Origin of the sequence: Pelagerythrobacter marinus (genome assembly GCF_009827515.1) — a bacterium.
GTDB lineage: Bacteria > Pseudomonadota > Alphaproteobacteria > Sphingomonadales > Sphingomonadaceae > Pelagerythrobacter > Pelagerythrobacter marinus.
The window spans coordinates 553,873-576,400 of record NZ_WTYO01000001.1 but is presented as its reverse complement, the minus strand read 5'-3'; the positions used below and the strand labels follow the sequence as shown (position 1 = coordinate 576,400).

Genomic DNA, 22,528 nt, shown 5'->3' with positions numbered 1-22,528 from the left:
TTTTGGCCCGTTCGCTGTGCTCGGCGACCCGTTCTGCACGGTCGGGCGGCGTGGCTAGCATATGCTCTTGCCCGATCGAGACGGGCAGAGGAGACAGCGCATGGACCAATTTCCGCGACCGAGCCGGCGCGGCTTCCTGGCGGGGACCGCGCTGGGCAGCCTGGCTCTGGCCGCGCCCGCGCTTGCCCGCGGCGCGCCCCCGGCCCGGCGCTGGCCGGACGTCGCTGCACCCAGCCCCCCACGCGTCCCCCAGGTGATCGAACAGCTCGGGCGCCGCCGCACCGATCCCTATGCATGGATGAAGTATGTGCCGGAGGCCGGCGTCCGCTCGCCCGACACGCTTCCCCCGCCGGTGGCCGGCCTGCTGAAGGCGGAAAACGACTATGCCCGGGCCATGCTGGCCCCGCTCCGCCCGCTGCAGGACGAGTTGCTGGACCGGATGCTGGCGCGCGCTGGCGGCGGGGTCAGCCCCCCGCCCCTGCCCCGCGACGGGTGGGAATACTCGGCCCCCGTCCCGCCCGGGGCGCTGCACCCGGTTCACGTCAGGCGGCGCGAGGGCCGACCTCCCGAGACCCTGCTGGACGAGGCGGAGCGCGCCAGGGGCCAGGCCTATTACCGCAGCACCGATCACCAGCCGAGCCCCGACCATCGCCATTTCGCCTGGGCCGAAGACGTGATCGGAAACGACCGGCACCGCATCGTCGTGCGCGATACCCGGCACGGCACGACCCGCGTTCTGGTGGAAGGCGACGCCTATGGATACGGCGCGCTTGCCTTTTCCCCCTCCTCGCAGTGGCTCTTCTGGATCTGGCGCGACCGGCACAACCGGCCGACGCGGCTCTACCGCACATCGGTCGAGGACGGCGAAACGCACCTCGTCTACGAAGAGCACGATCCGGCGATCTTCATGAGCCTGCGCCGGACGGCGGCGAACGGCTATATCGCGCTGACGCTATCGGGCCCCGAAGTGGCCGAAGTCCGCCTGATCCCCGCAGCGGCCGAAACCTCCCCGCCGCGAGTGGTCGTGCCGCGCAGCGCGGGCCTGCGCTACGAGATCGACGAGTGGGACGGCAGCCTCGTCGCCCTGACCGACCGCGGCGGCGCCTTCGACCGCAAGATCGAACGGCTCGACCCAGAGACTTTCGAAGCGCGCGAAACCCTGGTGCCCCATCGCCCGGGACAGCCGATCGTCGCCATGGTCCCGTTCCGCTCCGCGCTCGTGCGGCTCGAACGCGTGGATGGGCTGCACACGGTCGCCATGCTGCGCCCCGACGGCAGCGAACGATCGCTGGCATTCGACGATCCGGCCTATGCCCTCGCCCTGCCGGCGGGCCAGGATTACAATGCGCCCCAGGCCATGATCGTCCATCAATCGCCCCGCTCGCCGCGGCGCTGGATACGGATCGATCTCGAGCGGGGAACCCGCGAGGAAGTTCGCCGCGAGGCCGTGGCCGGGTTCGACCCCGACGATTACGAAGTGGAGCGCGTGTTCGCTCCGGCGCCGGACGGCGAGCGCGTGCCGGTCACCATCCTGTCACGCAAGGGCACCCCGCGCGACGGCAGCGCGCCGCTCCTCCTCTACGGCTACGGGGCCTACGGCGTCTCCAGCGATCCGGAGTTCTCGGTGCCGGCCACCGTGCTGGTCGACCGCGGCTGGCGCTATGCGATCGCCCACGTGCGCGGCGGGGGGGAACTCGGCCGGCGCTGGTTCCTCGGCGGCCGCCGCTTTCACAAGCGCAACAGTTTCACCGACTTCATCGCCTGCGCGCAGCACCTGGCGCGCGAGGGCTATTGCTCGCCGGGCCGGATCGTGGCTCACGGCCTCTCCGCCGGGGGGCTTCTGGTCGGGGCGAGCATGAACATGGCGCCGGACCTGTGGGGCGGCGTGATCGCCAAGGTGCCTTTCGTCGACATGCTCAACACGATGAGCGATGCGGATCATCCGCTGGTGCCGCTGTTCCGCCCCGACTGGGGCGATCCCCTCGCCGATCCGGCGGCATACGACTACATCGCCTCGATCTCGCCTTACGAGAACGTGCGCCGCGCGGCCTATCCCCCGCTGCTGTGTACCGCGGGCTTGAAAGACGATCGCGTGGCATATTGGGAACCGGCCAAGCTGGTGGCGCAGGTCAGGCACTTGTCCACCTCATCCGAGCCGTCGCTGCTTCTGACCGACATGCACGCCGGCCACCAGGGCAGCGGCGACATCCGCAGCCACTTTTCGGAGATGGCGCTGTTCTGGGCCTTCGCCGCGTGCTGCCTGGGCCGGGACCCTGCCCGATGACGGGCGCCGCGCACCTCTACGAGCGCTTCGCCCCGGCCGACGTCCGCGCCCTGATCGAGGAATACCCGTTGGCCTGGGTGGTCGCCGGACAGGGCAGCGCGGCGACCACGCTGCCGCTGATCGGCGAATACGATGCCACCGGCCGTCTGGCCGCTCTCGTCGGCCACTTCGCGCGCGGAAACCCGGTGGAAGGGGCGCTGGCAGCCGATCCGCGGGCGAGCCTGCTGTTCACCGGCCCGCAGGGCTATATCCCGACCGATCTCGCCATCCGGCCGGACTGGGCCCCCACGTGGAACTATGCCCGCCTGCAGATCGATGCGCGGGTCACGATCACGCCCGCCGATACCGCGCAGGCGGTCGATCGCCTGCTTCGCGCCATGGAGGGCCCCGGTGGATGGAGCGTGGAGAACCTCGGCCCCCGCTACCGGGCGATGATCGGGCGGGTCGTGGGGTTTCGTGCGCAGGTCACGCGGGTCCGCGGCCGGTTCAAGCTGGGGCAGGACGAAGACCTGCCCACCTTGCGCTCGATCATCGCCGGAACGCCCGATCGCGCGCTCGCCCGATGGATGGAACGGCTCAACGCCGAACGGCTCGGGCCACCGGTCGAAGGCGGCACCGGCGAAGAACGCTAGCCGACGACCTCGGCGATCGCTTCGCGCACGTCGGCGCCGGACCAGTCGTGCTCTCCCACGACGCGCCAGACTTCGCGGCCGCTGGCATCGTAGAGCACGGTGGTCGGCAGGCTCTGGCTTTCCAGCGCGAAGCCCAGTTCGAGGTCCGGCTCCATCCACGGTTCGAGGTGGTCGAAGGCCATGCGTTCGAAGAACGGCGCCACCTTGTCCGCCCCGCCCATGTCCTGGCTGACCGTCACGACCCGCAGGCTGTCGCCATATTCGGCGGCGAGAGCGTCGAGCTGGGGCATTTCCTTGACGCAGGGCGCGCACCAGGTGGCCCAGAGGTTGAGCAGGACCGGCGTGCCCTGGGTCGCGCCGAGGTTCAGGCGCTTGCCATCGGGGGCGGTCACCTCGATCGCGGGCATCAGGTCGCCCGCGCGCCCGCGGTCGAAGGTTTCGCCCAAGTCCCCCTTCTCTGCGGACAATGCGCCCTCGCCTTGCGCGGTCTCCGGCGCTTGCCTATCGCAGCCCGCCAGAAGCAGAGCCAGGGCGACAGACGTGAGCGACAACCGGAACGAAGAGCAGAACGACACGGGCGGATCCAATGCGATGTGGGGCGGGCGCTTCGCCGAAGGCCCTAGCGCGATCATGCGCGAAATCAACGCCTCGATCCCGTTCGACAAGGCGCTCTGGCGACAGGACATCGCGGCCAGCAAGGCCCATGTCGCGATGCTCGCGGCGCAGGGGATCGTCACGCGCGAGGATGCGGGGACGATCGCGCAAGGGCTCGACACGATTGCCGCCGAGTACGAGGCCGACGGGGTTCCGGAAGACTGGGACCTGGAAGACATCCACATGACGACCGAGAGCCGCCTGGCGGAGCTGATCGGCCCGGCGGCCGGGCGGCTTCACACGGCGCGCAGCCGCAACGACCAGGTGGCGACCGATTTCCGCCTCTGGGTGCGCGAGACGATCGACCAGGCCGACGCCGGGCTGGCGGCGCTGCAGCGCGCGCTGGTGATGCGGGCGGGCGAACATGCCGGCAGCGTCATGCCCGGTTTCACCCACCTGCAGACCGCGCAGCCGGTGACCCTGGGCCACCACCTGATGGCCTATTACGAGATGATCCGGCGCGACCGCAGCCGGTTCGCCGATGCGCGCGCGCGGCTCAACGAATGCCCGCTCGGCTCGGCCGCGCTCGCCGGTACCGGCTTCCCGATCGATCGCGACGCGACCTGCGCCGCGCTCGGGTTCGACCGGCCGACGGCGAACAGCCTCGACGCGGTGTCCGACCGCGATTTCGCGCTCGACTACCTCCAGGCCGCGGCGCAGGGCGCGCTGCACCTTTCGCGCCTGGCGGAAGAGATGATCCTCTGGGCCAGCCAGCCTTTCGGCTTCATCCGCATGCCCGACACGCTCAGCACCGGCAGCTCGATCATGCCGCAGAAGAAGAATCCCGACGCGGCGGAGCTCGTGCGCGGCCATGCCGGGCGGATCGTCGGCTGCCTGACCGGGCTGATGGTGACGATGAAGGGCCTGCCGCTCGCCTATTCGAAGGACATGCAGGACGACAAGCCGCCGGTGTTCGAGGCGGCCGGCCTGCTCGCGCTGTCGATCGCGGCGACGACCGGCATGGTCGCCGACAGCACGTTCGACACGGACCGGATGCGCGCGGCGGCCGAAATGGGCTTCGCCACCGCGACCGACCTTGCCGACTGGCTCGTGCGCGAGGCGGACATCCCCTTTCGCGAGGCGCACCATATCACCGGCGCGGCGGTGAAGCTGGCGGAAGAACGCGGCGTGGCGCTCGACCGGCTCTCGCTCGACGAGCTGCAGGCGATCGATACGCGGATCGGCGACGGGGTTTTCGCCGCGCTCTCGGTCGATGCCTCGGTCGCCGCGCGCGCCTCCTATGGCGGGACCGCGCCCGATCAGGTAAGGCAGCGGGTGGACGAAGCGCGCGAGGCGCTCGGCATGGAGCACTGATGCACAGGACCGTTCTCCCCCTGGCTTTCGCGGCCCTGCTGGCCGGGTGCGGCCAGCGCGCCGAGCTCGAACCGCTGGCCGGCAGCACGCTGCCGCCCGCCCCCTACGGGCAGGAAGCGCGCCCGGCGCCGGAGGATCTTCTCGCGCTCGATCCCCAGGCCGCGCCGGAACGCAGCGTGGAACTGCGCAAGCGCTCCGAGGAGCGCGAGGACGACCCGTTCGATCTTCCGCCCGGGTAGGCCGCTGGCCCCGCCCGGGGCACAACCGGCCGCCCACCCCGGCATATCGGGCCGGCAAGCAAGCCTTGCTCGACTGCGATCGCGCCACTCGCTAAGCGCCGCCGCATGGATCATTTCGAACTCAGGAACGGCGTCCTCCACGCCGAGGACGTGCCCCTGCCGCAGATTGCGGACGCGGTCGGCACGCCGGTCTACGTCTATTCGCGCGCCACGCTGGTGCGCCACGCCCGCGTGTTCCGCGAGGCGCTGTCGGACCTGAAAGAGGCGCACGTCGCCTTCGCGGTTAAGGCCAACCCCAACCTCGCCGTGCTCAGCGTGCTGCGCCAGGAAGGCTACGGCGCGGACGTCGTCTCCGGCGGCGAGCTGACCCGCGCGCTGGCGGCCGGCATGGCGCCCGCGGACGTGGTCTTTTCCGGCGTCGGCAAGACCCACGACGAGCTGGTCCAGGCGCTCGAGGCGGGCATCGGGCAGTTCAACATCGAATCGGAGGAGGAAGGATACGAGCTGGCGGCGATCGCCCGGCGGACCGGCCGCCGCGCGGCCTGCGCCCTGCGGGTGAACCCCGATGTCGATGCCCGCACGCACGAGAAGATCTCCACCGGCAAGCGCGAGAACAAGTTCGGCGTCCCGCTCGACCGCGCGGGGGCCGTCTATGCCGCGCTGGCCGGCGAGGACGGGCTCGATATGCGCGGGGTGGCAGTGCACATCGGCAGCCAGCTGGGCGACCTGGAGCCGCTGGAAAGCGCCTTCGCCCGGCTCGGCGCGCTGATCGGCGAACTGCGCGCGCAGGGGCATGCGGTCACCCACGCCGATCTCGGCGGCGGCCTGGGCGTGCCGTACAAGGCGGGCGAGACGATGCCCTCCCCGGCCGCATACGGGGCCATGGTCGCCCGCGTCACGCGCGACTGGGGCGTGAAGCTGACGTTCGAGCCGGGCCGCGTGATCGCCGGCAATGCCGGCGTGTTGCTGACCCGCGTGATCCGCACCAAGCGCAGTGGCAACGGGCCGCCCTTCGTGGTCGTCGACGCGGCGATGAACGATCTCGCCCGGCCCGCGATGTACGGCGCCTGGCACGATATCGAAGCGGTCCGGCCCAGCGGGGAGACGATGGCCGCGCACGTGGTGGGGCCGATCTGCGAAACGGGCGACACTTTCGCCATGGACCGCGAGATCGATGCGCTGTCGGCCGGCGACCTGGCGGTCTTCCGCACGGCCGGGGCCTACGGCGCGACAATGGCTTCCAGCTACAACAGCCGCGGCTTCGTGGCCGAAGTCCTGGTCGACGGCGATCGCTTCGCCGTCGTCGCCGACCGCATCCCGGCCGACGCGATCATGGACGCCGAGCGGGTGCCCGACTGGCTATGAACAGCCTGCCGCTCTTCCACCGGATCGCCGGCACGCGCGTGGTCGTGGTCGGCGATGGCGAGGCGGCGGAGGCGAAACGGCGGCTGGTCGAACGGGCGGGCGCGACCTGCTGTACCGAAGCCGAAGCGCATCACGCGCGGCTGGCCTTCGTGGCGCTCGACGATGCGCGCGAAGCCGCGGCCGCGGTCGCGCGCCTCAAGGCGCGCGGCCTCTTGGTCAACGCGACCGACCGCCCCGAGCTGTGCGATTTCACGGTCCCGAGCGTGCTCGACCGCGAGCCGGTGCTGGTCGCGGTCGGCACCGGCGGCGCCTCGGCCGGGCTGGCCAAGCACGTCCGCCTGCGGCTCGAAGCGCTCCTGCCGCCTTCGCTGGGCCGGCTGGCACGGGCGCTCCACGCGGGGCGCGACCGTCTGCGGGCGCGCTTTCCCGACGGTGGCGACCGGCGGCGCGCGCTCGATGCCGCGCTCGCCCGCGGCGGCCCGCTCGACCCGATGGCGGAAAGCTCTTCCGCGCAGGTCGAGGCCTGGCTCGACGGGGCGGAAATCCCCGCGGAGGCTGCGTGCATGGAGATCGTGCTGCACAGCGACGATCCCGACGACCTGACCCTGCGCGAGGCGCGCTGGCTGGGACAGGCCGACACGATCGTGCACGATCCCGGCGTGCCCGTCGCGATCCTCGACCGGGCGCGGGCCGATGCCGTGCGGCGCCCGGCAGGCGAGCCGCTGCCCATGGGCGGGCAGACGGTCGTCCTGCGCCGGGCGAAAGCGGCAGGCTGAACGCAAGCCGCAGGCCGAGCGCCGACGCGCCCGCCGGGCTGCTAGATCACCCGGTCGGCACCCTGCTCCAGCTCCGCGAAATAGCGGGCCATGGCATCGGCCGTCCGGTCGGAGAGGGCAATGAAGGCCCGCCGCCGGTCCGCCTCGTCCCCGGTCCGTTCGAGCAGGCCCGATTCGACCATCTGGCCGATCCAGCGCAGCGCGGTCGTCGGCGGCACCCCGCTCGCGATGCAGAGGCTGGTGACCGAAACGCGCTTGTGCTCCGCCCGGGCGGCCGTCAGGTCGAGCAGGATATCCCACGCCGGGTCCGCGAAAAGGGAGGGATCGAAGTGCCGATCGCGCAAGCGGCGATGGCGGATGATCTGGCGGACGAGGCGCGGATCGGGCAGCGGGGGGCGCGGCTGGCGCAGCAGCTTGCGCTCCGCCGTCTCGTCCTGCCCGCGAAAGGCCGTGCCCGGCGATTCGAACTGGAACGCGCCCTTGTCTTCCGGCAAGCCCGACGACAGGCGTTCCAGCCGCGCCGCGATCTCGCCGACCTGCTCGGTCAGGCGAAGAAGCGTCATCCGGTCTTCGTCCGACAGCTCGCGAACCCGCGCGCCCGGCAGGTGCGCGAGCGCCCGGCCCAGGGCCACGACGCGTTCGCCCCGGCTCGGCCCGACGAGCACTTGCGCGCGCGACTGGTCGAGGCACCCGAACACGGCGTCGAGCCCTTCCATCGTGGTCGACACGACCAGCTGCGCGCCCGACCGGGCCGCGCGAATATCCAGCCGCGCGAGCGCGGCGAGGCAGGCCGGGTCGGCCGCCGGGCAATCGACGACGACGACATCGGCGAGGGCCCGCACCGGCCCGTCCGCCAGCGCGCCGATCGCGCCGCTTTCGCCCGCGCGCAGGCCGGCGGCGGCCACGTCTTCCCCGATTTCCTGCCTCGTCCGCGCGCAGTCGGCAAAGACCGCCGCGGTCAGCCGCGCATTCGCATCGCCCGCCATGTCGTACGCAAAGTCCACCTGACCCATCTGTCGTTCCCCTGTGTCCCTATCGCAGAACACAGCTAGAACAAAACAGGATTAAGTCAAGAATGGAGCTATCGCGGCAGGCGCCTCGTCCCGGTCGCCCCGGCGCGCGCCGTCAGTCGAGGAACGGGTCGCGCACCAGGATCGTGTCCTCGCGCTCGGGACTGGTGGAAACCAGCGCCACCGGCGTTTCGATGAGTTCCTGCACGCGCTGGATGTACTTGATCGCCTGCGCCGGCAGCTCGGCCCAGCTGCGCGCGCCGGCGGTGGTTTCCCGCCAGCCTTCCATTTCCTCGTAGATCGGCTCCACCGCGGCCTGTTCGGCCGAATGCGAGGGGAAGTAGTCGAGGATTTTCCCGTTCAGGCGATAGCCGGTGCAGATCCGCACCGTGTCGAACCCGTCGAGCACGTCGAGCTTGGTCAGGGCAATGCCGGTGACCCCGCTGATCGCGCAGGATTGCCGGACCAGGACCGCATCGAACCACCCGCAGCGCCGCTGGCGCCCGGTGACGGTGCCGAACTCGTGCCCGCGCTCGCCCAGCCGCTGGCCGGTCGCATCGTCGAGCTCGGTCGGGAACGGGCCGCTGCCGACGCGCGTGGTATAGGCCTTGACAATGCCGAGCACGAAACCGGTGCTGCCCGGGCCGAGGCCCGAACCGGCGGCAGCGGTCCCGCTGACCGTGTTCGAGCTGGTGACGAACGGATAGGTGCCGTGATCGACGTCGAGCAGGACGCCCTGGGCACCCTCGAACAGGATCTTGGCCCCGGCCTTGCGCACTTTCTTGAGCCGTTTCCACACCGGCTGCGCGAACTGGAGCACGAATGGCGCGATCTCGCGCAAGTCGGCCAGCAATGCCTCGCGATCGACCGGCGGCTGGTCGAACCCGGCGCGCAGGGCGTCGTGGTGCGCGCAGAGCCGGTCGAGCTGCGGCTCCAGCTGGTCGAGATGGGCCAGGTCGCAGACGCGGATCGCGCGGCGGCCGACCTTGTCCTCGTAAGCCGGCCCGATCCCGCGGCCGGTCGTGCCGATCTTGCCCGCGCCCGCCGCCGTTTCGCGCAACCCGTCGAGGTCGCGGTGCAGCGGCAGGATCAGCGGGCAGTTGTCGGCGACCGCGAAGTTGTCGGCATCGATCGTAACGCCCTGCCCTTCGAGCTTCTCGATCTCCGCCTTCAGCGCCCAGGGGTCGAGCACCACGCCGTTGCCGATCACCGAGAGCGTGCCGGTCACGATCCCGCTGGGCAGCAGGCTGAGCTTGTAGACCTTGTCCCCCACGACCAGCGTGTGGCCGGCATTGTGGCCGCCCTGGAAACGGACGACCGCGTCGGCGCGGCTGGCCAGCCAGTCGACGATCTTGCCCTTGCCCTCGTCGCCCCACTGGGCACCGATTACCGTTACGTTGGCCATGCTTGCACCTCTTCCCCTGCCGGGGAAATCCTCATGGTCCTTCGACAGGACTCGACCAGGGGACGGGAATGGAGGGGCCGAGCCGGCCCCGAATGCGCCGCGCGCGTTAGAGCGCGGGCGGTGCGCGAGTCAAGCCGCGGCGATCGGCGGCGGGCGCGCGTCATGCCTCGACAGCCACCGCCTCGCTGCCTTCCAGCCGGTGGCTGCAGCCCAGCGCGCGCGCGTCCTCGCCCTCGGCCAGCGCGGCGACCGTGCGCCAGCCGATCGCGCGCAGCCGCGCGGCGACCTCGCGGTCGTGGCCGAGCGGCAGGAACAGGGCCTCGCGCGGGGCCTCCCCCGCATCCGCCGCCGGCAGCGCGTCGAGGTAGAGCGAGAAACCGGTCGCCCGTTCCTCGCTGCCGCGAATGCAGTAAGTTCCGCCGCGCCCGACCGATCCGCGCGCGCCGACGGCATAGAGGGTGAAGCCGAACCACGACTGGTATTCGAAACCGTGCCGCTCGGTCGGGTCGAGCGTGCAGCGAACGCCCGCCGGCACGCGTTCGGCGGCCCGGCGCAGGCCCGCGATGCGGCTTTCGAGCACGCCCCCTTCGTCGAGCGCGGCGACCCGCGCGATCGCCTCGTCGAAATCGCCCGCAGCGTAGAGCAGAGGCACGTAGCCTTCGCCGCCCGCCTCGCGCAGGGCGCCGGCATCCTTCATGTCGAGCTCGCGCCGGATGGCCTCGATCCGGTCGGCCGGCACGGGCAGCGCCTCCGCGGCCAGGGTATCGACCAGGTCGGGCATGGTGAAATCGATCGATATTCCCCGGGCGCCGGCCGCGGCCAGCGCCTCGAGCGCGACGGCGACGACTTCGCCGACCGCCTCCGCCCCGTCGCTGCCGACCAGTTCGGCCCCCAGCTGGAGGCGCTGGCGCGACGGGTCGAGCTGGTCCGCGCTGATCGTCACGACTTCGCCGGCATAGCTGAGGCGCAGCGGACGCGGCGCGGCGGCCAGGCGGGTGGCGGCGATCCGGCCGACTTGCGGCGTCATGTCGCTGCGCAGGGCCAGCGTGCGCAGGCTGGCCGGATCGACGAAGCGGAACATGCGCCGCGGCCTGACCCCGTCCATCCGCCCGGCGAGCGACTGCTCGAACTCCACCAGCGGCGGGCGCACGCGGTCGTATCCGTGCGAATCGAGCACGTCGAGCGCACCGCGCATGGCCGCCGTCATGCGCGCGGCCTCGGCCGGGAGGCGATCCTGGAGCCCTTCGGGCAGGAGATCGTCGGGATCGGTCATGTCATGTCTTCCCTTGCCGCGCGCCCGATGCGCCGGCGGCGTATTACGCGGCCCGCCTGTGCCGGGAACGCCCGCGGGTCAACCCCGCGGGCATTCCGGCCGGGTCAGAACGCCAGCGGCATGACCACCTTCACGCCTTCCAGCGCGCTGGCTTTCTTCACCACGTCCTGCGGGATCGGCTGGTCGACCGAGAGGAGCAGGACCGCCTCGCCCCCGGCATCGGCGCCCTTCGGCCGGCGGCCGAGGTGGAAGGTGCCGATATTGATCCCGTTCTCGCCCAGGAGCGTCCCGATCCGGCCGATGAAGCCGGGCGCGTCCTCGTTGACGATATAGAGCATGTCGCCGTTGAGGTCGGCCTCGATCCCGATTCCGAAGATCTCGACCAGGCGCGGATTGGCGTTGCCGAACAGCGTCCCTGCGACCGAGCGGTCGCCCTGGCTCGTGCCGACGGTGACGCGGATCAGCGTGTTGTAGGCCCCGTCGCGTTCATGCCGCACCGACCGCACGTCGAGCCCGCGCTCGCGCGCGAGGTAGGGTGCGTTGACCATGTTCACGCTGTCCGAATACTGCTTCATCAGCCCGGCCAGCACGGCCGCCTCGATCGGTTTGCCCGCCAGCTCGGCCGCGGCGCCTTCGCGCTCGATGCTGATCTTGTCGAGATTGCCGTGCGCCAGCTGCCCGACGAGGCTGCCGAGCCGTTCCGCCAGAGCCATGTAAGGCCGCAGCTTGGGGGCTTCCTCGGCGCTGAGGCTGGGCATGTTGAGCGCGTTGGTGACCCCGCCGTTGACGAGATAGTCGGACATCTGCTCCGCCACCTGCAGCGCGACGTTGACCTGCGCCTCGGTCGTGCTCGCGCCCAGGTGCGGCGTGCAGATGAAGCCGGGGGTGCCGAACAGCGGCGATTCCTTCGCCGGCTCGGTCTGGAACACGTCGAGCGCGGCCCCGGCGACGTGGCCACTGTCGAGCGCTTCCTTCAGCGCCGCTTCGTCGATCAGGCCACCGCGCGCGCAGTTGACGATCCGCACGCCCTTCTTCGTCTTCGCGATGTTCTCGGCGCTGAGGATATTGCGCGTCTGGTCGGTCAGGGGCGTGTGCAGCGTGATGAAGTCCGCCCGCGCGAGCAGGGTGTCGAGATCGACCTTCTCGATTCCCAGCTCCACCGCCCGCTCCGCGGTCAGGAACGGGTCGAAGGCCACGACCTTCATCCGCAGGCCGAGCGCGCGGCTGGCGACGATAGAGCCGATATTGCCGGCGCCGATCAGGCCCAGCGTCTTGCCGGTCACCTCGACCCCCATGAAGTCGTTCTTCGGCCATTCTCCGTTCTGGGTCCGCGCGTTGGCCGCCGGGATCTGGCGGGCGAGCGCCATGATCATCGCGATCGCGTGTTCGGCAGTGGTGATCGAGTTGCCGAACGGGGTGTTCATCACCACAACCCCCTTGCCGCTGGCATAGGGGATATCGACGTTATCCACCCCGATCCCCGCGCGGCCGATGACCTTGAGATTGGTCGCGGCGTCGAGAATCTCGGGCGTCACCTTGGTCGCGCTGCGAATGGCGAGCCCGTCGTACTCGCCGATCACGGCTTTCAGCTCCTCGGGCGTCATGCCGGGCTTCACGTCGACCGCGCAGCCGCGCTCTGCGAAAATGCGCGCGGCATTGGGGTCCATCTTGTCGGAAATGAGAACTCTGGGCTTGGTCATGATCGGTTCCTTGGCTGGGCCCGCGGGAATGCCTTGCGGCCCGTGCAGAAATTTCGTGCGGAAATGCGAAGGGGGCTCAGGCCCGGAGCGTCGCCCAGGCCCAGTCGAACCAGGGGCCGAGCGCCTCAATATCGGCGGTGTCGACCGTGGCGCCGCACCAGACGCGCAGGCCCGGCGGCGCATCGCGGTAACCGGCGATGTCGTAGGCCGCATCGTGCTCTTCCAGCAGGGCGGCGAATTTCTTGACGAAATCGCTATCCGCGCCCTCGACCGTCAGGCAGACGCTGGTGTTCGACCGCGTCGCCGGGTCGGCCGCCAGGTGGCCGAGCCAGCCGCGCTCGCGCACGATCGCGTCGAGCGCCGCGGCATTGGCGTCGGCGCGCGCCTTCATCGCGGAAAGCCCGCCGATCGACTTGCCCCATTCGAGCGCGAAGATCGCATCCTCCACCGCCAGCATCGACGGGGTATTGATCGTCTCGCCGCGGAAGATCCCCTCGATCAGCTTGCCGCCCTTGGTCAGGCGGAACACCTTGGGCAGCGGCCACTGCGGGGTGTGGCTTTCCAGCCGCTCGACCGCGCGCGGGCCCAGGATCAGCACGCCGTGCGCGCCCTCGCCGCCAAGCACTTTCTGCCACGAGAACGTCAGGACATCGACTTTGTCCCAAGCAATGTCCTGCGCGAAGACCGCGCTCGTCGCGTCGGCGATGGCCAGCCCCTCGCGGTCGGCCGCGATCCAGTCGCCATCGGGCACGCGCACGCCCGAGGTCGTGCCGTTCCAGGTGAAGATGACATCGTGGCCCCAGTCCACCTGGGCGAGATCGGGCAGCTGCCCGTAATCGGCACGGATCACCGTCGGATCGATCCGCAACTGCTTGACCGCGTCGGTGACCCAGCCTTCGCCGAAGCTCTCCCACGCGATCGTCGTCACCGGGCGCGCGCCCAGCATGGTCCACATCGCCATTTCGACCGCGCCGGTATCCGAACCGGGTACGATCCCGATCCGGTGCGTCTCGGGCACTTCGAGCACGTCGCGAATCAGATCGATGCAATGGGCGAGGCGCGCCTTGCCCAGCTTCGAGCGGTGCGAACGGCCGAGCGATTCGGCAGACAGTTTTTCGAGGGACCAGCCCGGCGGCTTCGCGCACGGACCAGAGGAGAACAGCGGCCGCGCAGGTTTGCGCGCCGGAGGCGTAAGGTCAGTCATGTATTCTCTCCTTGCAGAGAGCACGCGCGGCGTTGGGACCGCGTGGCCCACGCGCGGCAATAATGTTGCGCCGCAGCAAGTCAAGGACCGCATTCGATTTCATCGACAGGCCGGGCGACATTGGCCGGCGGGACGCAGGAAGGGGCAGATTTGCCGCGCGAGCCCCTCGCCAATGCCGTGCTCTCCGCTTATGGCCGTGCCGACCATGGATACCGCAGACCTTCGCATCGCCCTGTTCAGCGGCAACTACAACTACGTTCGCGACGGGGCGAACCAGGCGCTCAACCGGCTGGTCGAATACCTGCTGCGGCAGGGCGCGGCCGTGCGCGTCTACGCCCCGACGGTGGAAGAGCCGGCCTTCGCCCCCACCGGCGACCTGGTCGGCGTGCCCAGCGTCGCCATCCCCGGCCGGCCCGAATATCGCTTCCCCCTCGGCCTGTCGCGCGACAACCTGGCCGATCTCGAACGCTTCGCGCCCAATATCGTCCACACGTCCTCCCCCGACCTGACCGGTCATGCCGCGGTCCGCTGGGCCCGCGCGCGGGGGATCCCCGTTCTCGCCTCGGTCCATACCCGGTTCGAGACCTATCCCCGCTATTACGGGCTGGGCTTCACCGAACCCGCGCTGGAGGCGATCCTGCGCCGTTACTACCGCCGGTGCGACGCGCTGGTGGCGCCGTCGCAGAGCATGATCGATACCTTGCGCGAGCAGGGGATGAACGACGACATCTCGCTCTGGACCCGCGGGGTGGACCGCACGGTCTTCGCCTCCGCGCGCCGCGACCTCGCCTGGCGCCGCGAACTGGGCATCGGGGACGATGACGTGGCGATCGTCTTCCTCGGCCGCCTGGTGATGGAAAAGGGGCTCGACATATTCGCCGACGCGATCGTCGAACTGCGCCGGCGCCAGGTGGCCCACCGCGTACTGGTGATCGGCGACGGACCGGCCCGCGCGTGGTTCGAACGTGCCCTGCCCGGGGGAATCTTCGCCGGTTTCCAGACCGGCCCGGACCTCGGCCGGGCGCTCGCCAGCGGCGACGTGTTCTTCAACGCCTCGATCACCGAGACGTTCGGCAACGTCACGCTGGAGGCGATGGCCTGCGGCCTGCCCGTCGTCGCGGCCGGCGCCACCGGCAGCGCCAGCCTGGTGCAGGACGGCACGACCGGGCACCTCGTGCCGCCCGGCTGCCCGCTGGCCTTCGCCGATGCGCTGGCCCCCTATTGCACCGACGCGGCCCTGCGCGCGCGCCACGGCGCCGCGGGCGAGGCGCGGAGCAAGAGCTTTGCGTGGGACGCGATCAACCAGGCGGTTGCCGACAGCTACCTGCGGCTGGTGAACGCCCGGCCGGGCTGATCAGCGCAGGACGCCGCGCCGGCGCATCCGCAGGGCATACCAGAACAGCAGCAGGGCGATCGCGCTGATCACCGCGAACATCGCCTCGTTGTTCATCGCCGCCAGCTCGGGCGGCAGGGTCGCCTGCAACTGGAAGATCCACGATCCCGCGAGCCCCAGGATCGAGGCGGCGAAGGCCGCGATCGCCCAGCGGCTGCGCAGGAGCAGCAGGATCGATCCGGCCAGCCCGCCCCAGACGCCCAGCGCCCAGGCGGCGTCGGCCCAGGCGGGCATTTCGCCGAAGAAGCGCAACGCAGCGTCCGTCGTTTGGGCGTCGAACCCGGTCATCGCGAAGTAATCGCGGTTGCCCATCTGGGTCTGCGTGTAGTCGTTCGCGCCGAAGGCATTCCACAAGGTCGCGAGAATGCCGACGACCCACACGTGCCACGGCGTTCCCGTGGCTGCCTGTTCGGCCTGTTCGACCCGTTCGGCCTGTTCCATCCTGTCTCTCCCCTCTCCGGCGACCCGGGGCGCAGGATACCACTGCCGCCGCCGGCCCGCCAGCGGGTCAGCCGTCGCGCCAGTCGAAGGCCAGCGGCGCCTCGCGGAAGGCGAAGCGGTCGAGATGGCGCGCGACGACGCCCTTGAGCGCTTCCAGCTGGCCGGGTTCGCTCGCCGCGATCGTGCAGTCGAGCGCTTCGGCCCGCGCGGTCATCGTCAGGACGGCCTCCCCCGCCCAGTTGCCGCTGCGGCCCTCGGCCGGGAAAGTCACCCGCCCCTGCGCCGCGTCGTATTCGACCGTCATGTTGTGCGCCCAGTGCTTGCAAAGCTGCTGGAGATAGCGGGATCCGCTGGCTGTCGGCACGCTGGCGCTGCTGCGGGTTGTCATAGGCGTTCGATCCTCCTGGCCATGTCGTCGATCATGTCGACAATGGAGTCGATCGCCGCCTGGTCAAGCTTGCCGGCGCTCGCGCGGTGGCGCAGCACGTTGGCGAGGTTGCCCATCGCGCGCCAGAGGTGGGGCGACCGCCCGCCTTCACCGCTTTCGCCGTGCCGGCCCAGCCGGGCGAACAGGGCCTCGACCTCCTCGGCCCGTTCCGACAGTTCGGCCCGGCCGGCCTCGGTGGTGCGGAAGGCCTTGCGCGGGCCGGGATCGTCCTGCTCGGCGATCAGGCCCTCGTCCGCCAGCAGTTGCAGCGTGGGATAGACCGCGCCGGGGCTCGGCGCGTAGGTGCCCCCGGTCCGCTCCTCAATCGCCTTGATCAGCTCGTACCCATGCCGCGGCTGGTCGGCGAGGAGGCTGAGCAGCGCGAGACGCAGCTCGCCGTGGCGGAACATCCGGCCGCGCCGCTGCCCCCGCCCGCCGAAGGGCCCGCCAGCACCGAAAGGACCCCCGGGGCCGAAGGGCCCTTTCGGGCCGAAAGGTCCCCCCGCGCCGAAAGGCCCTCCGGGCCCGAAGCTCGCCTTCCACGCCCGGCGGCGAGCGCCCGGATCGCGGCGGTGACTGTAATGATGACAATCGCTGTGCATGGCGCAATATCCTTGTCTGCGTTGCATTACGATATATCTTTGAACTATCGAAATACAAGAGCCCTCGCGCTGCGCCGGCGGTGCCCCTATCTAGCGTGGCGCATGGCCGATCTCTTTCCCGATACCCTCCCCGAACAGGCCCCGCCGGACGAGCCGCGCGCCGACGCGCCGCTCGCCGACCGTTTGCGTCCGCGCGCGCTCGACGAGGTCGTGGGCCAGGAACACCTGACCGGGGCCGAGGGCGCGATCGGGCGCATGGTCGCGGCGGGCAAGCTGTCGAGCATGATCCTGTGGGGCCCGCCCGGCACCGGCAAGACGAGCATCGCGCGCCTGCTGGCCGATGCCGTGGGCATGCGCTTCGTCGCGATCAGCGCGGTCTTCTCCGGCGTGGCCGACCTCAAGAAAGCCTTTGCCGAGGCGGACAAGGCGGCCGGGGCCGGCCAGCGCACCCTGCTCTTCGTGGACGAGATCCATCGCTTCAACCGCGCGCAGCAGGACGGCTTCCTGCCCTTCGTCGAGCGCGGCACGGTGACTCTGGTCGGCGCGACCACGGAAAACCCCAGCTTCGAACTCAACGCCGCGCTGCTCAGCCGCGCGCAAGTGCTGATCCTGCACCGCCTCGATGCCGGGGCGCTCGGCCGGCTGCTGGACAAGGCGGAGGCGATCGAAGGCCCGTTGCCGCTGACCGCGGAGGCGCGCGCGGCGCTGGTCGCCAGCGCCGACGGCGACGGCCGCTTCCTGCTGAACCAGGCCGAAACGCTCTATTCCGCGGCGATCGAGGAACCGTTGGGCCCGGCCGAGCTCGGCAGCTTCCTGCAGCGACGCGTTGCCGTTTACGACAAGGACCGCGAGGGTCACTACAATCTCATTTCCGCCTGGCACAAAAGCCTGCGCGGCTCCGACCCGCAGGCCGCGCTCTATTACCTCGCGCGGATGCTGGTCGCGGGGGAAGACCCGCTGTTCGTCCTGCGCCGCCTCGTTCGCGCGGCGGTGGAAGACATCGGGCTGGCCGATCCCCAGGCCCTGGCGCAGTGCCTCGCGGCCAAGGATGCCTACGAGTTCCTCGGCAGCCCGGAAGGCGAGCTGGCGATCGTGCAGGCCTGCCTCTACTGCGCGGCCGCGCCCAAATCGAACGCCGCCTACAAGGCGCAGAAGGCCGCCTGGCGCAGCGCGAGGGAAACCGGCAGCCTGATGCCCCCGCCGTCGATCCTCAACGCGCCGACCCGACTGATGAAAGATATCGGTTACGGCAAGGACTATGCCTACGACCACGATGCCGAGGGCGGGTTTTCCGGGGCCGATTACTGGCCCGAGGAGATGGAGCCGCAATCCTATTACCAGCCGGTCGAGCGCGGTTTCGAGCGCGAGGTGCGCAAGCGGCTCGAATACTGGGAAAAGCGCCGGCGCGAGCTGCGCGGGTGAGGCCGGCGCACATGGCCGGGCGGCGATGAGCCGGTTCCGCCATTTCCTCGCCATCGACTGGTCGGGCGCGGCGGGCGAGCGGCACGCGGGGATCGCGCTCGCGCTCGCCGACGCGCAGGGCGGCGCGCCGGTGCTGGTCGATCGCGGCCGGCGCTGGTCGCGGCCCGAAGTTCTGGCTTTCCTCGCCGAGGGGCTGCCTGCCGATACCCTGGTCGGCCTGGACCTCGGAATCTCGCTCCCCTTCGCCGACTGCGGGGCCTTCTTTCCCGGGCTCGCCGAAAGCCCTGCCGATGCCCGCGCGCTCTGGGCCCTGGTGGACCGGGTGAGCGCGCGCGACCCGCACCTGGGCGCGGGGTCATTCGTCGATCACCCGGCCTTCGCCCCCTATTTCCGCCGCCACGGGGGGCGCGAGGGGGCGCGGTTTCGCTGCGACGGCGCGGCCCATGGGAAAGGGCGGTTCCGCGTGACCGAGAGCGCGCAGGCGGCGATGGGATGTAAACCTTACTCCAACTTCAATCTGGTCGGCGCGGCCCAGGTCGGCAAGGCGAGCCTGACGGGAATGCGCCTGCTGCACCGGCTCGGCCCCGCGCTGCCCGTCTGGCCGATCGATCCGCTGCCGCCGACGGGTTCGGTCGTGGTCGAAATCTACACCTCGCTCGCCGCGCTCGAGGCAGGGCGCAGCGCGGCCCGTGCAAAGATGCGCAGCCATGCCGCGCTGGGCGAGGCGCTGGGCGCGCTCGGCTCCCCCGCCCCGCGCGGGACCGGCGCGATCGACGATCACGCCAGCGACGCCCTGCTCGCCGCCGCCTGGCTGCGCAAGGTGGCCGGCGATCCCGAACGCTGGCGCCCGCGCGCCCTCACCCCCGCCCTCGCGCGCACGGAGGGCTGGACCTTCGGCGCGCTTTGACGCAAAGGGCGGACCTCGCGCGGGCCGGCTTAGCTCAGTTGGTAGAGCACCTGATTTGTAATCAGGGGGCCGCGGGTTCGAATCCTGCAGCCGGCACCATTTTCGCGGAGCGAAAATGGATTCCTTTGTTGCGCTACCGCGCTTCGCGCTACTTGAGCGCGGGATCTCTGCGCTACCGCGCTTCGCGCTGCTCGAGCGCGGGATCTCTGCGCTACCGCGCTTCGCGCTACTTGAGCGCGGGCTCGTGCCGGTTCAGCGCGGGGGTCAGACCATGTCTTCGGGGCGGACGAGGCGGTCGAAGTCTTCGCCCGATACATGGCCGCTGCGCACCGCGGCCTCGCGCAGGGTCAGGCCTTCGGCGTGCGCGGCCTTGGCGATCGCCGCGGCCTTGTCGTAACCGATCGCCGGCGCCAGCGCGGTCACCAGCATCAGCGAGCTTTCCACCCCGCGCGCGATATTCTCGCGCCGCGGCTCCAGCCCTTCGAGCAGGTTCGCGGTGAAGCTCTCGGCCGCATCGGCCAGCAGCCTGGCCGATCGCAGCGCGTTCCACCCCATCATCGGGCGATAGGTATTCAGCTCGAACTGGCCCTGGCTGCCGGCGAACGTCAGCGCGGCATTGTTGCCGAACACCTCGATGCAGACCTGGGTCAGCGCCTCGCACTGCGTCGGGTTGACCTTGCCCGGCATGATCGAGCTTCCCGGCTCGTTCGCCGGCAGGGCCAGTTCGCCCAGCCCCGCGCGCGGGCCGGAGCCGAGGAAGCGGATGTCGTTGGCGATCTTGTAAAGCGCCGCCGCCAGCGCGTTGAGCGCGCCGTGGGCGAAGACCAGCTCGTCCTGCGCGGCCAGCGCGGCGAAGGTGTTGGGCGCCGGACCGAACGGCAGCCCGGTGATCGCGGCTACGCGTTCGGCCACTTTCCCGGCAAAGCCATCGGGCGCGTTGAGACCGGTGCCGACCGCCGTGCCCCCCTGCGCCAGGCGACAGAGCCCCGGCAGCGCCAGCTCGATCCGCTCGATCCCCGCGCCGACTTGCGCGGCGTAGCCGGAAAACTCCTGCCCCAGCGTCAGCGGGGTCGCGTCCTGCGTATGCGTGCGCCCGATCTTGACGATATCGGCCCATTCGCGCGCCTTGTCCTCCAGCACGCCGTGCATCCGGCGCAGCGCGGGCAGCAGCGCGCCGCAGACCTCCCCGGCGACCGCGACGTTGATCGCGCTGGGAAAGGTGTCGTTCGACGACTGGCTGCGGTTGACGTGATCGTTGGGGTGGACCGGGCTCTTCGACCCCGGTTCGCCGCCCAGCATCTGGATCGCGCGGTTCGCGATCACCTCGTTCGCGTTCATGTTCGACTGGGTGCCCGACCCGGTCTGCCACACAACCAGCGGGAAATGATCGTCGAGCTTGCCGTCGATCACTTCCTGCGCGGCATTCGCGATCGCCCCGGCAATTTCCGGGTCGAGCACGCCGAGATCGCGGTTGGCCTCCGCCGCCGCGCGCTTGATCACGCCCAGCGCGCGGATCAGCGGTTGCGGCAGGCGTTCGCCGCCGATCCGGAAATTGGCCAGGCTGCGCTGCGTCTGCGCGCCCCACAGGCGATCGGCCGGGACTTCGACCGCGCCCATCGTGTCGGTCTCGGTCCGCGTCGCGTTCATCCCCGCCCCCGGTAGGACGCGACCCCCTGGTCGGGCACCCACAGTGCCTCCGGCGGGGGGCCGCTTTGCCAGAAGACGTCGATCGGGATGCCCCCGCGCGGATACCAGTACCCGCCGATCCGCAGCCACTTCGGCTTCATTTCCGCCGCCAGCCGCTGCCCGATGCCGACCGTCACGTCCTCGTGGAAACCGCAGTGATTGCGGAAACTGCCGAGATAGAGCTTCAGGCTCTTCGATTCGACGATCGTCTTGCCCGGGGCATAATCGATCACGAGATGCGCGAAATCGGGCTGCCCCGTGACCGGGCAGAGCGAGGTGAACTCGGGCGCGGCAAAACGCACCAGGTACAGCGCCTCGCCGCGCGGGTTGGGAACGTAGTCGAGCTGCGCCTCTTCGGGAGAGGGCGGCAGCGTGCTCGCCTGCCCCAGGTGCAGGGTGCCGGGTGTATCGTTCATCCTGCGCATGTGCCTTCATCGCCGCCCGCACACAACCCGCGGGATTGCGCTTCGCAGTTCAGAGCCTATTCAGCGCCCCGGCCCTTTCGCCACGCCTTCTTGCCATGCATTGCCAGCCAGCATCGGGATCCATGCACGTTCGCCACTCGCTTCCGGCCCTGTTCCTGGCCCTCGCTGCCCCCGCGCTCGCGCAATCGGGCTCGGTGCGCGATTTCCGCCTGCCGCCCGACCCGGAAGCGACGCCCACGCCCGAGGTCCAGGGCCCGGTCGATCCCGAGGCCCCTTTTCCCACGACCCCGCGGGTGATCCCGACCGCGCCGCCCACCGCGGCCCCGTCGCCCACCCCGCGCCCCACCGCCGCGCCGGGCCCGGACGCCCCGCGGGAGGCCGCGCCCTCCCCCGCGCCCGCACCGCCGCAGGGGCCGCAGCAGGAAACGCCCCGCCCCGCCCCGCGCGCCGCACCAGAGCCCGCCGGCCCGGCGAACCCGTCGCCGACATCCGCCGAAGCACCCGCGGCGGCGCCGGCAGCAGCGGAATTTCCCGCGCAACCGGACGAACCGCCCGGCGATGCGGCCGCCACCCCGGCCCCGCCGGCAAGCGCCCCCGCCTCGCCCCCCACGCAGGACAGCGCCTGGGCGACCTGGCTCGCGGCGGTCGTCGCCGTCCTCGTCCTTTCCCTCGCCCTCACCGCCGGGCTGCTCGCCTGGCGCCGCCGTCGCCAGGCCGAGGCGCAGGCTCCGGCCATCGAACCGCCGGTGGCACGCGTGCCCGATCCCGCGCCGCCTGCGCGCATCCCCGACCCTTCGCGGCCCGGCTCCGCCCCGGCGCAGCCTGCGCCCCCTGCTCGCGCCGCGCCGGCCACCCCCGCCGCGCGCGCCAACGCCCCGGCGGCCCCGACCCTCGCGGCCCAGCCCCTGCGGTTCAGCCGCAGCGTGATGAACGCCAGCTTCGCCTGCCGCGTCACGCTCCAGCTCGACGGGGTAGAGGCCTGGCACGACGTCGCGGTCGAGGCGGATCTCGTCACCGCGCACGGCGCTGCCCCGATCGGCGAGCAGCTGGCCGAACCGGCCACGCCGCTCGCGCCGTTCGGCACCCTCGCCACCCTCGCGCCCGGCGAGCCGGCGGCGATCGAGGGCGAAGTGCGCCTGCCGCTGCAACAGGTGCGCGTTATCCGGCAGGGCAGCGCCGCGGTCTACGTGCCGCTGCTGCGTCTGCGGGTCGCCGCCCCGGGCAAGGCCCCGCTCGCCCGAACCTACCTCGTCGGCCAGCTTCCCGACCGCCCGGGCGGCCGGCTGCGTCCCTTCCGGCTCGATGAAATGCCGCAAGTCTATCAGGCCATCGGCATTCGCCCGCTCGACGGGCGGTCCTGACCCCCGGC

At 71.0% G+C, this 22,528-nt stretch carries 21 protein-coding genes and 1 tRNA gene; 11 read left to right on the top strand and 11 right to left on the bottom strand.

Annotated elements, in window-relative coordinates; all coding sequences use genetic code 11:
- Window positions 1–100: 100 nt before the first annotated feature.
- Together GRI72_RS02680 and GRI72_RS02675 are read left to right on the top strand one after the other, a co-directional pair.
- On the top strand, window positions 101–2,284 hold the full coding sequence (locus GRI72_RS02680; RefSeq protein WP_160732367.1) for a S9 family peptidase: 2,184 nt from the start codon (window positions 101–103) through the stop codon (window positions 2,282–2,284).
- Window positions 2,281–2,916, top strand: coding sequence for an FMN-binding negative transcriptional regulator (locus GRI72_RS02675; protein WP_160732366.1), 636 nt, complete (start codon window positions 2,281–2,283; stop codon window positions 2,914–2,916). Before GRI72_RS02680 ends, GRI72_RS02675 begins: the two co-directional genes overlap by 4 nt.
- Here the strand turns inward: GRI72_RS02675 and GRI72_RS02670 are convergent.
- Window positions 2,913–3,362, bottom strand: coding sequence for a TlpA family protein disulfide reductase (locus tag GRI72_RS02670; RefSeq protein WP_337191118.1), 450 nt, complete (start codon window positions 3,360–3,362; stop codon window positions 2,913–2,915). The genes GRI72_RS02675 and GRI72_RS02670 overlap by 4 nt on opposite strands.
- 145 nt (window positions 3,363–3,507) lie before the next feature.
- Between GRI72_RS02670 and argH the strand changes: the two genes are divergently transcribed.
- From argH to GRI72_RS02650, 4 genes are all read left to right on the top strand, one after another.
- The gene (gene argH / locus GRI72_RS02665; RefSeq protein WP_160732364.1) at window positions 3,508–4,884 is read left to right on the top strand and encodes an argininosuccinate lyase; all 1,377 of its coding nucleotides are present in this window, start codon (window positions 3,508–3,510) and stop codon (window positions 4,882–4,884) included.
- A complete protein-coding gene (locus tag GRI72_RS02660) occupies window positions 4,884–5,123 on the top strand; it encodes a hypothetical protein (RefSeq protein WP_160732363.1) in 240 nt (79 codons plus the stop codon). Before argH ends, GRI72_RS02660 begins: the two co-directional genes overlap by 1 nt.
- 105 nt (window positions 5,124–5,228) lie before the next feature.
- Window positions 5,229–6,488, top strand: coding sequence for a diaminopimelate decarboxylase (gene lysA / locus GRI72_RS02655; protein WP_160732362.1), 1,260 nt, complete (start codon window positions 5,229–5,231; stop codon window positions 6,486–6,488).
- Window positions 6,485–7,264, top strand: coding sequence for a precorrin-2 dehydrogenase/sirohydrochlorin ferrochelatase family protein (locus GRI72_RS02650; protein WP_160732361.1), 780 nt, complete (start codon window positions 6,485–6,487; stop codon window positions 7,262–7,264). The genes lysA and GRI72_RS02650 overlap by 4 nt, the downstream gene beginning before the upstream one ends.
- Window positions 7,265–7,305: 41 nt before the next feature.
- Here GRI72_RS02650 and GRI72_RS02645 read toward each other — a convergent pair whose 3' ends face one another.
- The 5 genes from GRI72_RS02645 to GRI72_RS02625 all read right to left on the bottom strand — a co-directional run bounded on the left by GRI72_RS02645 (window position 7,306) and on the right by GRI72_RS02625 (window position 13,856).
- Window positions 7,306–8,277, bottom strand: coding sequence for a helix-turn-helix domain-containing protein (locus GRI72_RS02645; protein ID WP_160732360.1), 972 nt, complete (start codon window positions 8,275–8,277; stop codon window positions 7,306–7,308).
- A 112-nt stretch (window positions 8,278–8,389) separates the two neighbouring features.
- Window positions 8,390–9,679 carry an adenylosuccinate synthase gene (locus tag GRI72_RS02640; RefSeq protein WP_160732359.1) on the bottom strand — a complete coding sequence of 430 codons (1,290 nt, stop codon included), beginning with the start codon at window positions 9,677–9,679 and terminating at the stop codon, window positions 8,390–8,392.
- A gap of 160 nt (window positions 9,680–9,839) precedes the next feature.
- A complete protein-coding gene (locus GRI72_RS02635) occupies window positions 9,840–10,952 on the bottom strand; it encodes an ATP phosphoribosyltransferase regulatory subunit (RefSeq protein WP_160732358.1) in 1,113 nt (370 codons plus the stop codon).
- A 104-nt stretch (window positions 10,953–11,056) separates the two neighbouring features.
- Window positions 11,057–12,652 (bottom strand): phosphoglycerate dehydrogenase, encoded by a 1,596-nt coding sequence (gene serA, locus GRI72_RS02630; RefSeq protein ID WP_160732357.1) that lies wholly within the window; start codon window positions 12,650–12,652, stop codon window positions 11,057–11,059.
- Window positions 12,653–12,728: 76 nt separating this feature from the next.
- Entirely contained in the window at window positions 12,729–13,856 is a 1,128-nt protein-coding gene (locus tag GRI72_RS02625; RefSeq protein WP_160732356.1) for a phosphoserine transaminase, read from the bottom strand.
- 205 nt (window positions 13,857–14,061) lie between these two features.
- Here GRI72_RS02625 and GRI72_RS02620 point away from each other — a divergent pair, with 205 nt between their 5' ends.
- The gene (locus tag GRI72_RS02620; RefSeq protein WP_160732355.1) at window positions 14,062–15,210 is read left to right on the top strand and encodes a glycosyltransferase family 4 protein; all 1,149 of its coding nucleotides are present in this window, start codon (window positions 14,062–14,064) and stop codon (window positions 15,208–15,210) included.
- Here GRI72_RS02620 and GRI72_RS02615 read toward each other — a convergent pair whose 3' ends face one another.
- The 3 genes from GRI72_RS02615 to GRI72_RS02605 form a co-directional block, all read right to left on the bottom strand.
- Window positions 15,211–15,690, bottom strand: coding sequence for a hypothetical protein (locus GRI72_RS02615; protein WP_160732354.1), 480 nt, complete (start codon window positions 15,688–15,690; stop codon window positions 15,211–15,213).
- 67 nt (window positions 15,691–15,757) lie between these two features.
- Complete coding sequence (locus GRI72_RS02610) at window positions 15,758–16,078, bottom strand: DUF2218 domain-containing protein (protein WP_160732353.1); 321 nt, start codon at window positions 16,076–16,078, stop codon at window positions 15,758–15,760.
- Window positions 16,075–16,527 (bottom strand): PadR family transcriptional regulator, encoded by a 453-nt coding sequence (locus GRI72_RS02605; RefSeq protein ID WP_337191117.1) that lies wholly within the window; start codon window positions 16,525–16,527, stop codon window positions 16,075–16,077. The genes GRI72_RS02610 and GRI72_RS02605 overlap by 4 nt, the downstream gene beginning before the upstream one ends.
- A gap of 294 nt (window positions 16,528–16,821) precedes the next feature.
- Here GRI72_RS02605 and GRI72_RS02600 point away from each other — a divergent pair, with 294 nt between their 5' ends.
- From GRI72_RS02600 to GRI72_RS02590, 3 genes are all read left to right on the top strand, one after another.
- The gene (locus GRI72_RS02600) at window positions 16,822–18,141 is read left to right on the top strand and encodes a replication-associated recombination protein A (protein WP_160732351.1); all 1,320 of its coding nucleotides are present in this window, start codon (window positions 16,822–16,824) and stop codon (window positions 18,139–18,141) included.
- A gap of 25 nt (window positions 18,142–18,166) precedes the next feature.
- Window positions 18,167–19,048 (top strand): hypothetical protein, encoded by an 882-nt coding sequence (locus GRI72_RS02595; protein ID WP_160732350.1) that lies wholly within the window; start codon window positions 18,167–18,169, stop codon window positions 19,046–19,048.
- Between the two features lie 23 nt (window positions 19,049–19,071).
- Window positions 19,072–19,147, top strand: a tRNA-Thr gene (locus GRI72_RS02590).
- 165 nt (window positions 19,148–19,312) lie between these two features.
- Here the strand turns inward: GRI72_RS02590 and fumC are convergent.
- Window positions 19,313–20,695 (bottom strand): class II fumarate hydratase, encoded by a 1,383-nt coding sequence (fumC, locus tag GRI72_RS02585; protein WP_160732349.1) that lies wholly within the window; start codon window positions 20,693–20,695, stop codon window positions 19,313–19,315.
- Window positions 20,692–21,150: a preQ(1) synthase gene (gene queF / locus GRI72_RS02580; protein ID WP_160732348.1), complete on the bottom strand. Its 459-nt coding sequence runs from the start codon at window positions 21,148–21,150 to the stop codon at window positions 20,692–20,694. The genes fumC and queF overlap by 4 nt, the downstream gene beginning before the upstream one ends.
- Window positions 21,151–21,281: 131 nt before the next feature.
- Here queF and GRI72_RS02575 point away from each other — a divergent pair, with 131 nt between their 5' ends.
- The gene (locus tag GRI72_RS02575) at window positions 21,282–22,520 is read left to right on the top strand and encodes a hypothetical protein (RefSeq protein ID WP_160732347.1); all 1,239 of its coding nucleotides are present in this window, start codon (window positions 21,282–21,284) and stop codon (window positions 22,518–22,520) included.
- Window positions 22,521–22,528: the final 8 nt, after the last annotated feature.

Excerpts from the sequence above, each read along its gene's own strand:
- GRI72_RS02600 (WP_160732351.1), top strand. The coding sequence starts at position 16,822 with ATGGCCGATCTCTTTCCCGATACCCTCCCCGAACAGGCCCCGCCGGAC.
- GRI72_RS02625 (WP_160732356.1), bottom strand. The coding sequence starts at position 13,856 with ATGACTGACCTTACGCCTCCGGCGCGCAAACCTGCGCGGCCGCTGTTC.
- GRI72_RS02675 (WP_160732366.1), top strand. The coding sequence starts at position 2,281 with ATGACGGGCGCCGCGCACCTCTACGAGCGCTTCGCCCCGGCCGACGTC.
- serA (WP_160732357.1), bottom strand. The coding sequence starts at position 12,652 with ATGACCAAGCCCAGAGTTCTCATTTCCGACAAGATGGACCCCAATGCC.
- GRI72_RS02650 (WP_160732361.1), top strand. The coding sequence starts at position 6,485 with ATGAACAGCCTGCCGCTCTTCCACCGGATCGCCGGCACGCGCGTGGTC.
- GRI72_RS02605 (WP_337191117.1), bottom strand. The coding sequence starts at position 16,527 with ATGTTCCGCCACGGCGAGCTGCGTCTCGCGCTGCTCAGCCTCCTCGCC.
- GRI72_RS02635 (WP_160732358.1), bottom strand. The coding sequence starts at position 10,952 with ATGACCGATCCCGACGATCTCCTGCCCGAAGGGCTCCAGGATCGCCTC.
- GRI72_RS02620 (WP_160732355.1), top strand. The coding sequence starts at position 14,062 with ATGGATACCGCAGACCTTCGCATCGCCCTGTTCAGCGGCAACTACAAC.
- GRI72_RS02610 (WP_160732353.1), bottom strand. The coding sequence starts at position 16,078 with ATGACAACCCGCAGCAGCGCCAGCGTGCCGACAGCCAGCGGATCCCGC.
- GRI72_RS02660 (WP_160732363.1), top strand. The coding sequence starts at position 4,884 with ATGCACAGGACCGTTCTCCCCCTGGCTTTCGCGGCCCTGCTGGCCGGG.
- fumC (WP_160732349.1), bottom strand. The coding sequence starts at position 20,695 with ATGAACGCGACGCGGACCGAGACCGACACGATGGGCGCGGTCGAAGTC.
- GRI72_RS02615 (WP_160732354.1), bottom strand. The coding sequence starts at position 15,690 with ATGGAACAGGCCGAACGGGTCGAACAGGCCGAACAGGCAGCCACGGGA.
- GRI72_RS02645 (WP_160732360.1), bottom strand. The coding sequence starts at position 8,277 with ATGGGTCAGGTGGACTTTGCGTACGACATGGCGGGCGATGCGAATGCG.
- GRI72_RS02640 (WP_160732359.1), bottom strand. The coding sequence starts at position 9,679 with ATGGCCAACGTAACGGTAATCGGTGCCCAGTGGGGCGACGAGGGCAAG.
- GRI72_RS02595 (WP_160732350.1), top strand. The coding sequence starts at position 18,167 with ATGAGCCGGTTCCGCCATTTCCTCGCCATCGACTGGTCGGGCGCGGCG.
- GRI72_RS02575 (WP_160732347.1), top strand. The coding sequence starts at position 21,282 with ATGCACGTTCGCCACTCGCTTCCGGCCCTGTTCCTGGCCCTCGCTGCC.
- argH (WP_160732364.1), top strand. The coding sequence starts at position 3,508 with ATGTGGGGCGGGCGCTTCGCCGAAGGCCCTAGCGCGATCATGCGCGAA.
- GRI72_RS02680 (WP_160732367.1), top strand. The coding sequence starts at position 101 with ATGGACCAATTTCCGCGACCGAGCCGGCGCGGCTTCCTGGCGGGGACC.
- lysA (WP_160732362.1), top strand. The coding sequence starts at position 5,229 with ATGGATCATTTCGAACTCAGGAACGGCGTCCTCCACGCCGAGGACGTG.
- queF (WP_160732348.1), bottom strand. The coding sequence starts at position 21,150 with ATGAACGATACACCCGGCACCCTGCACCTGGGGCAGGCGAGCACGCTG.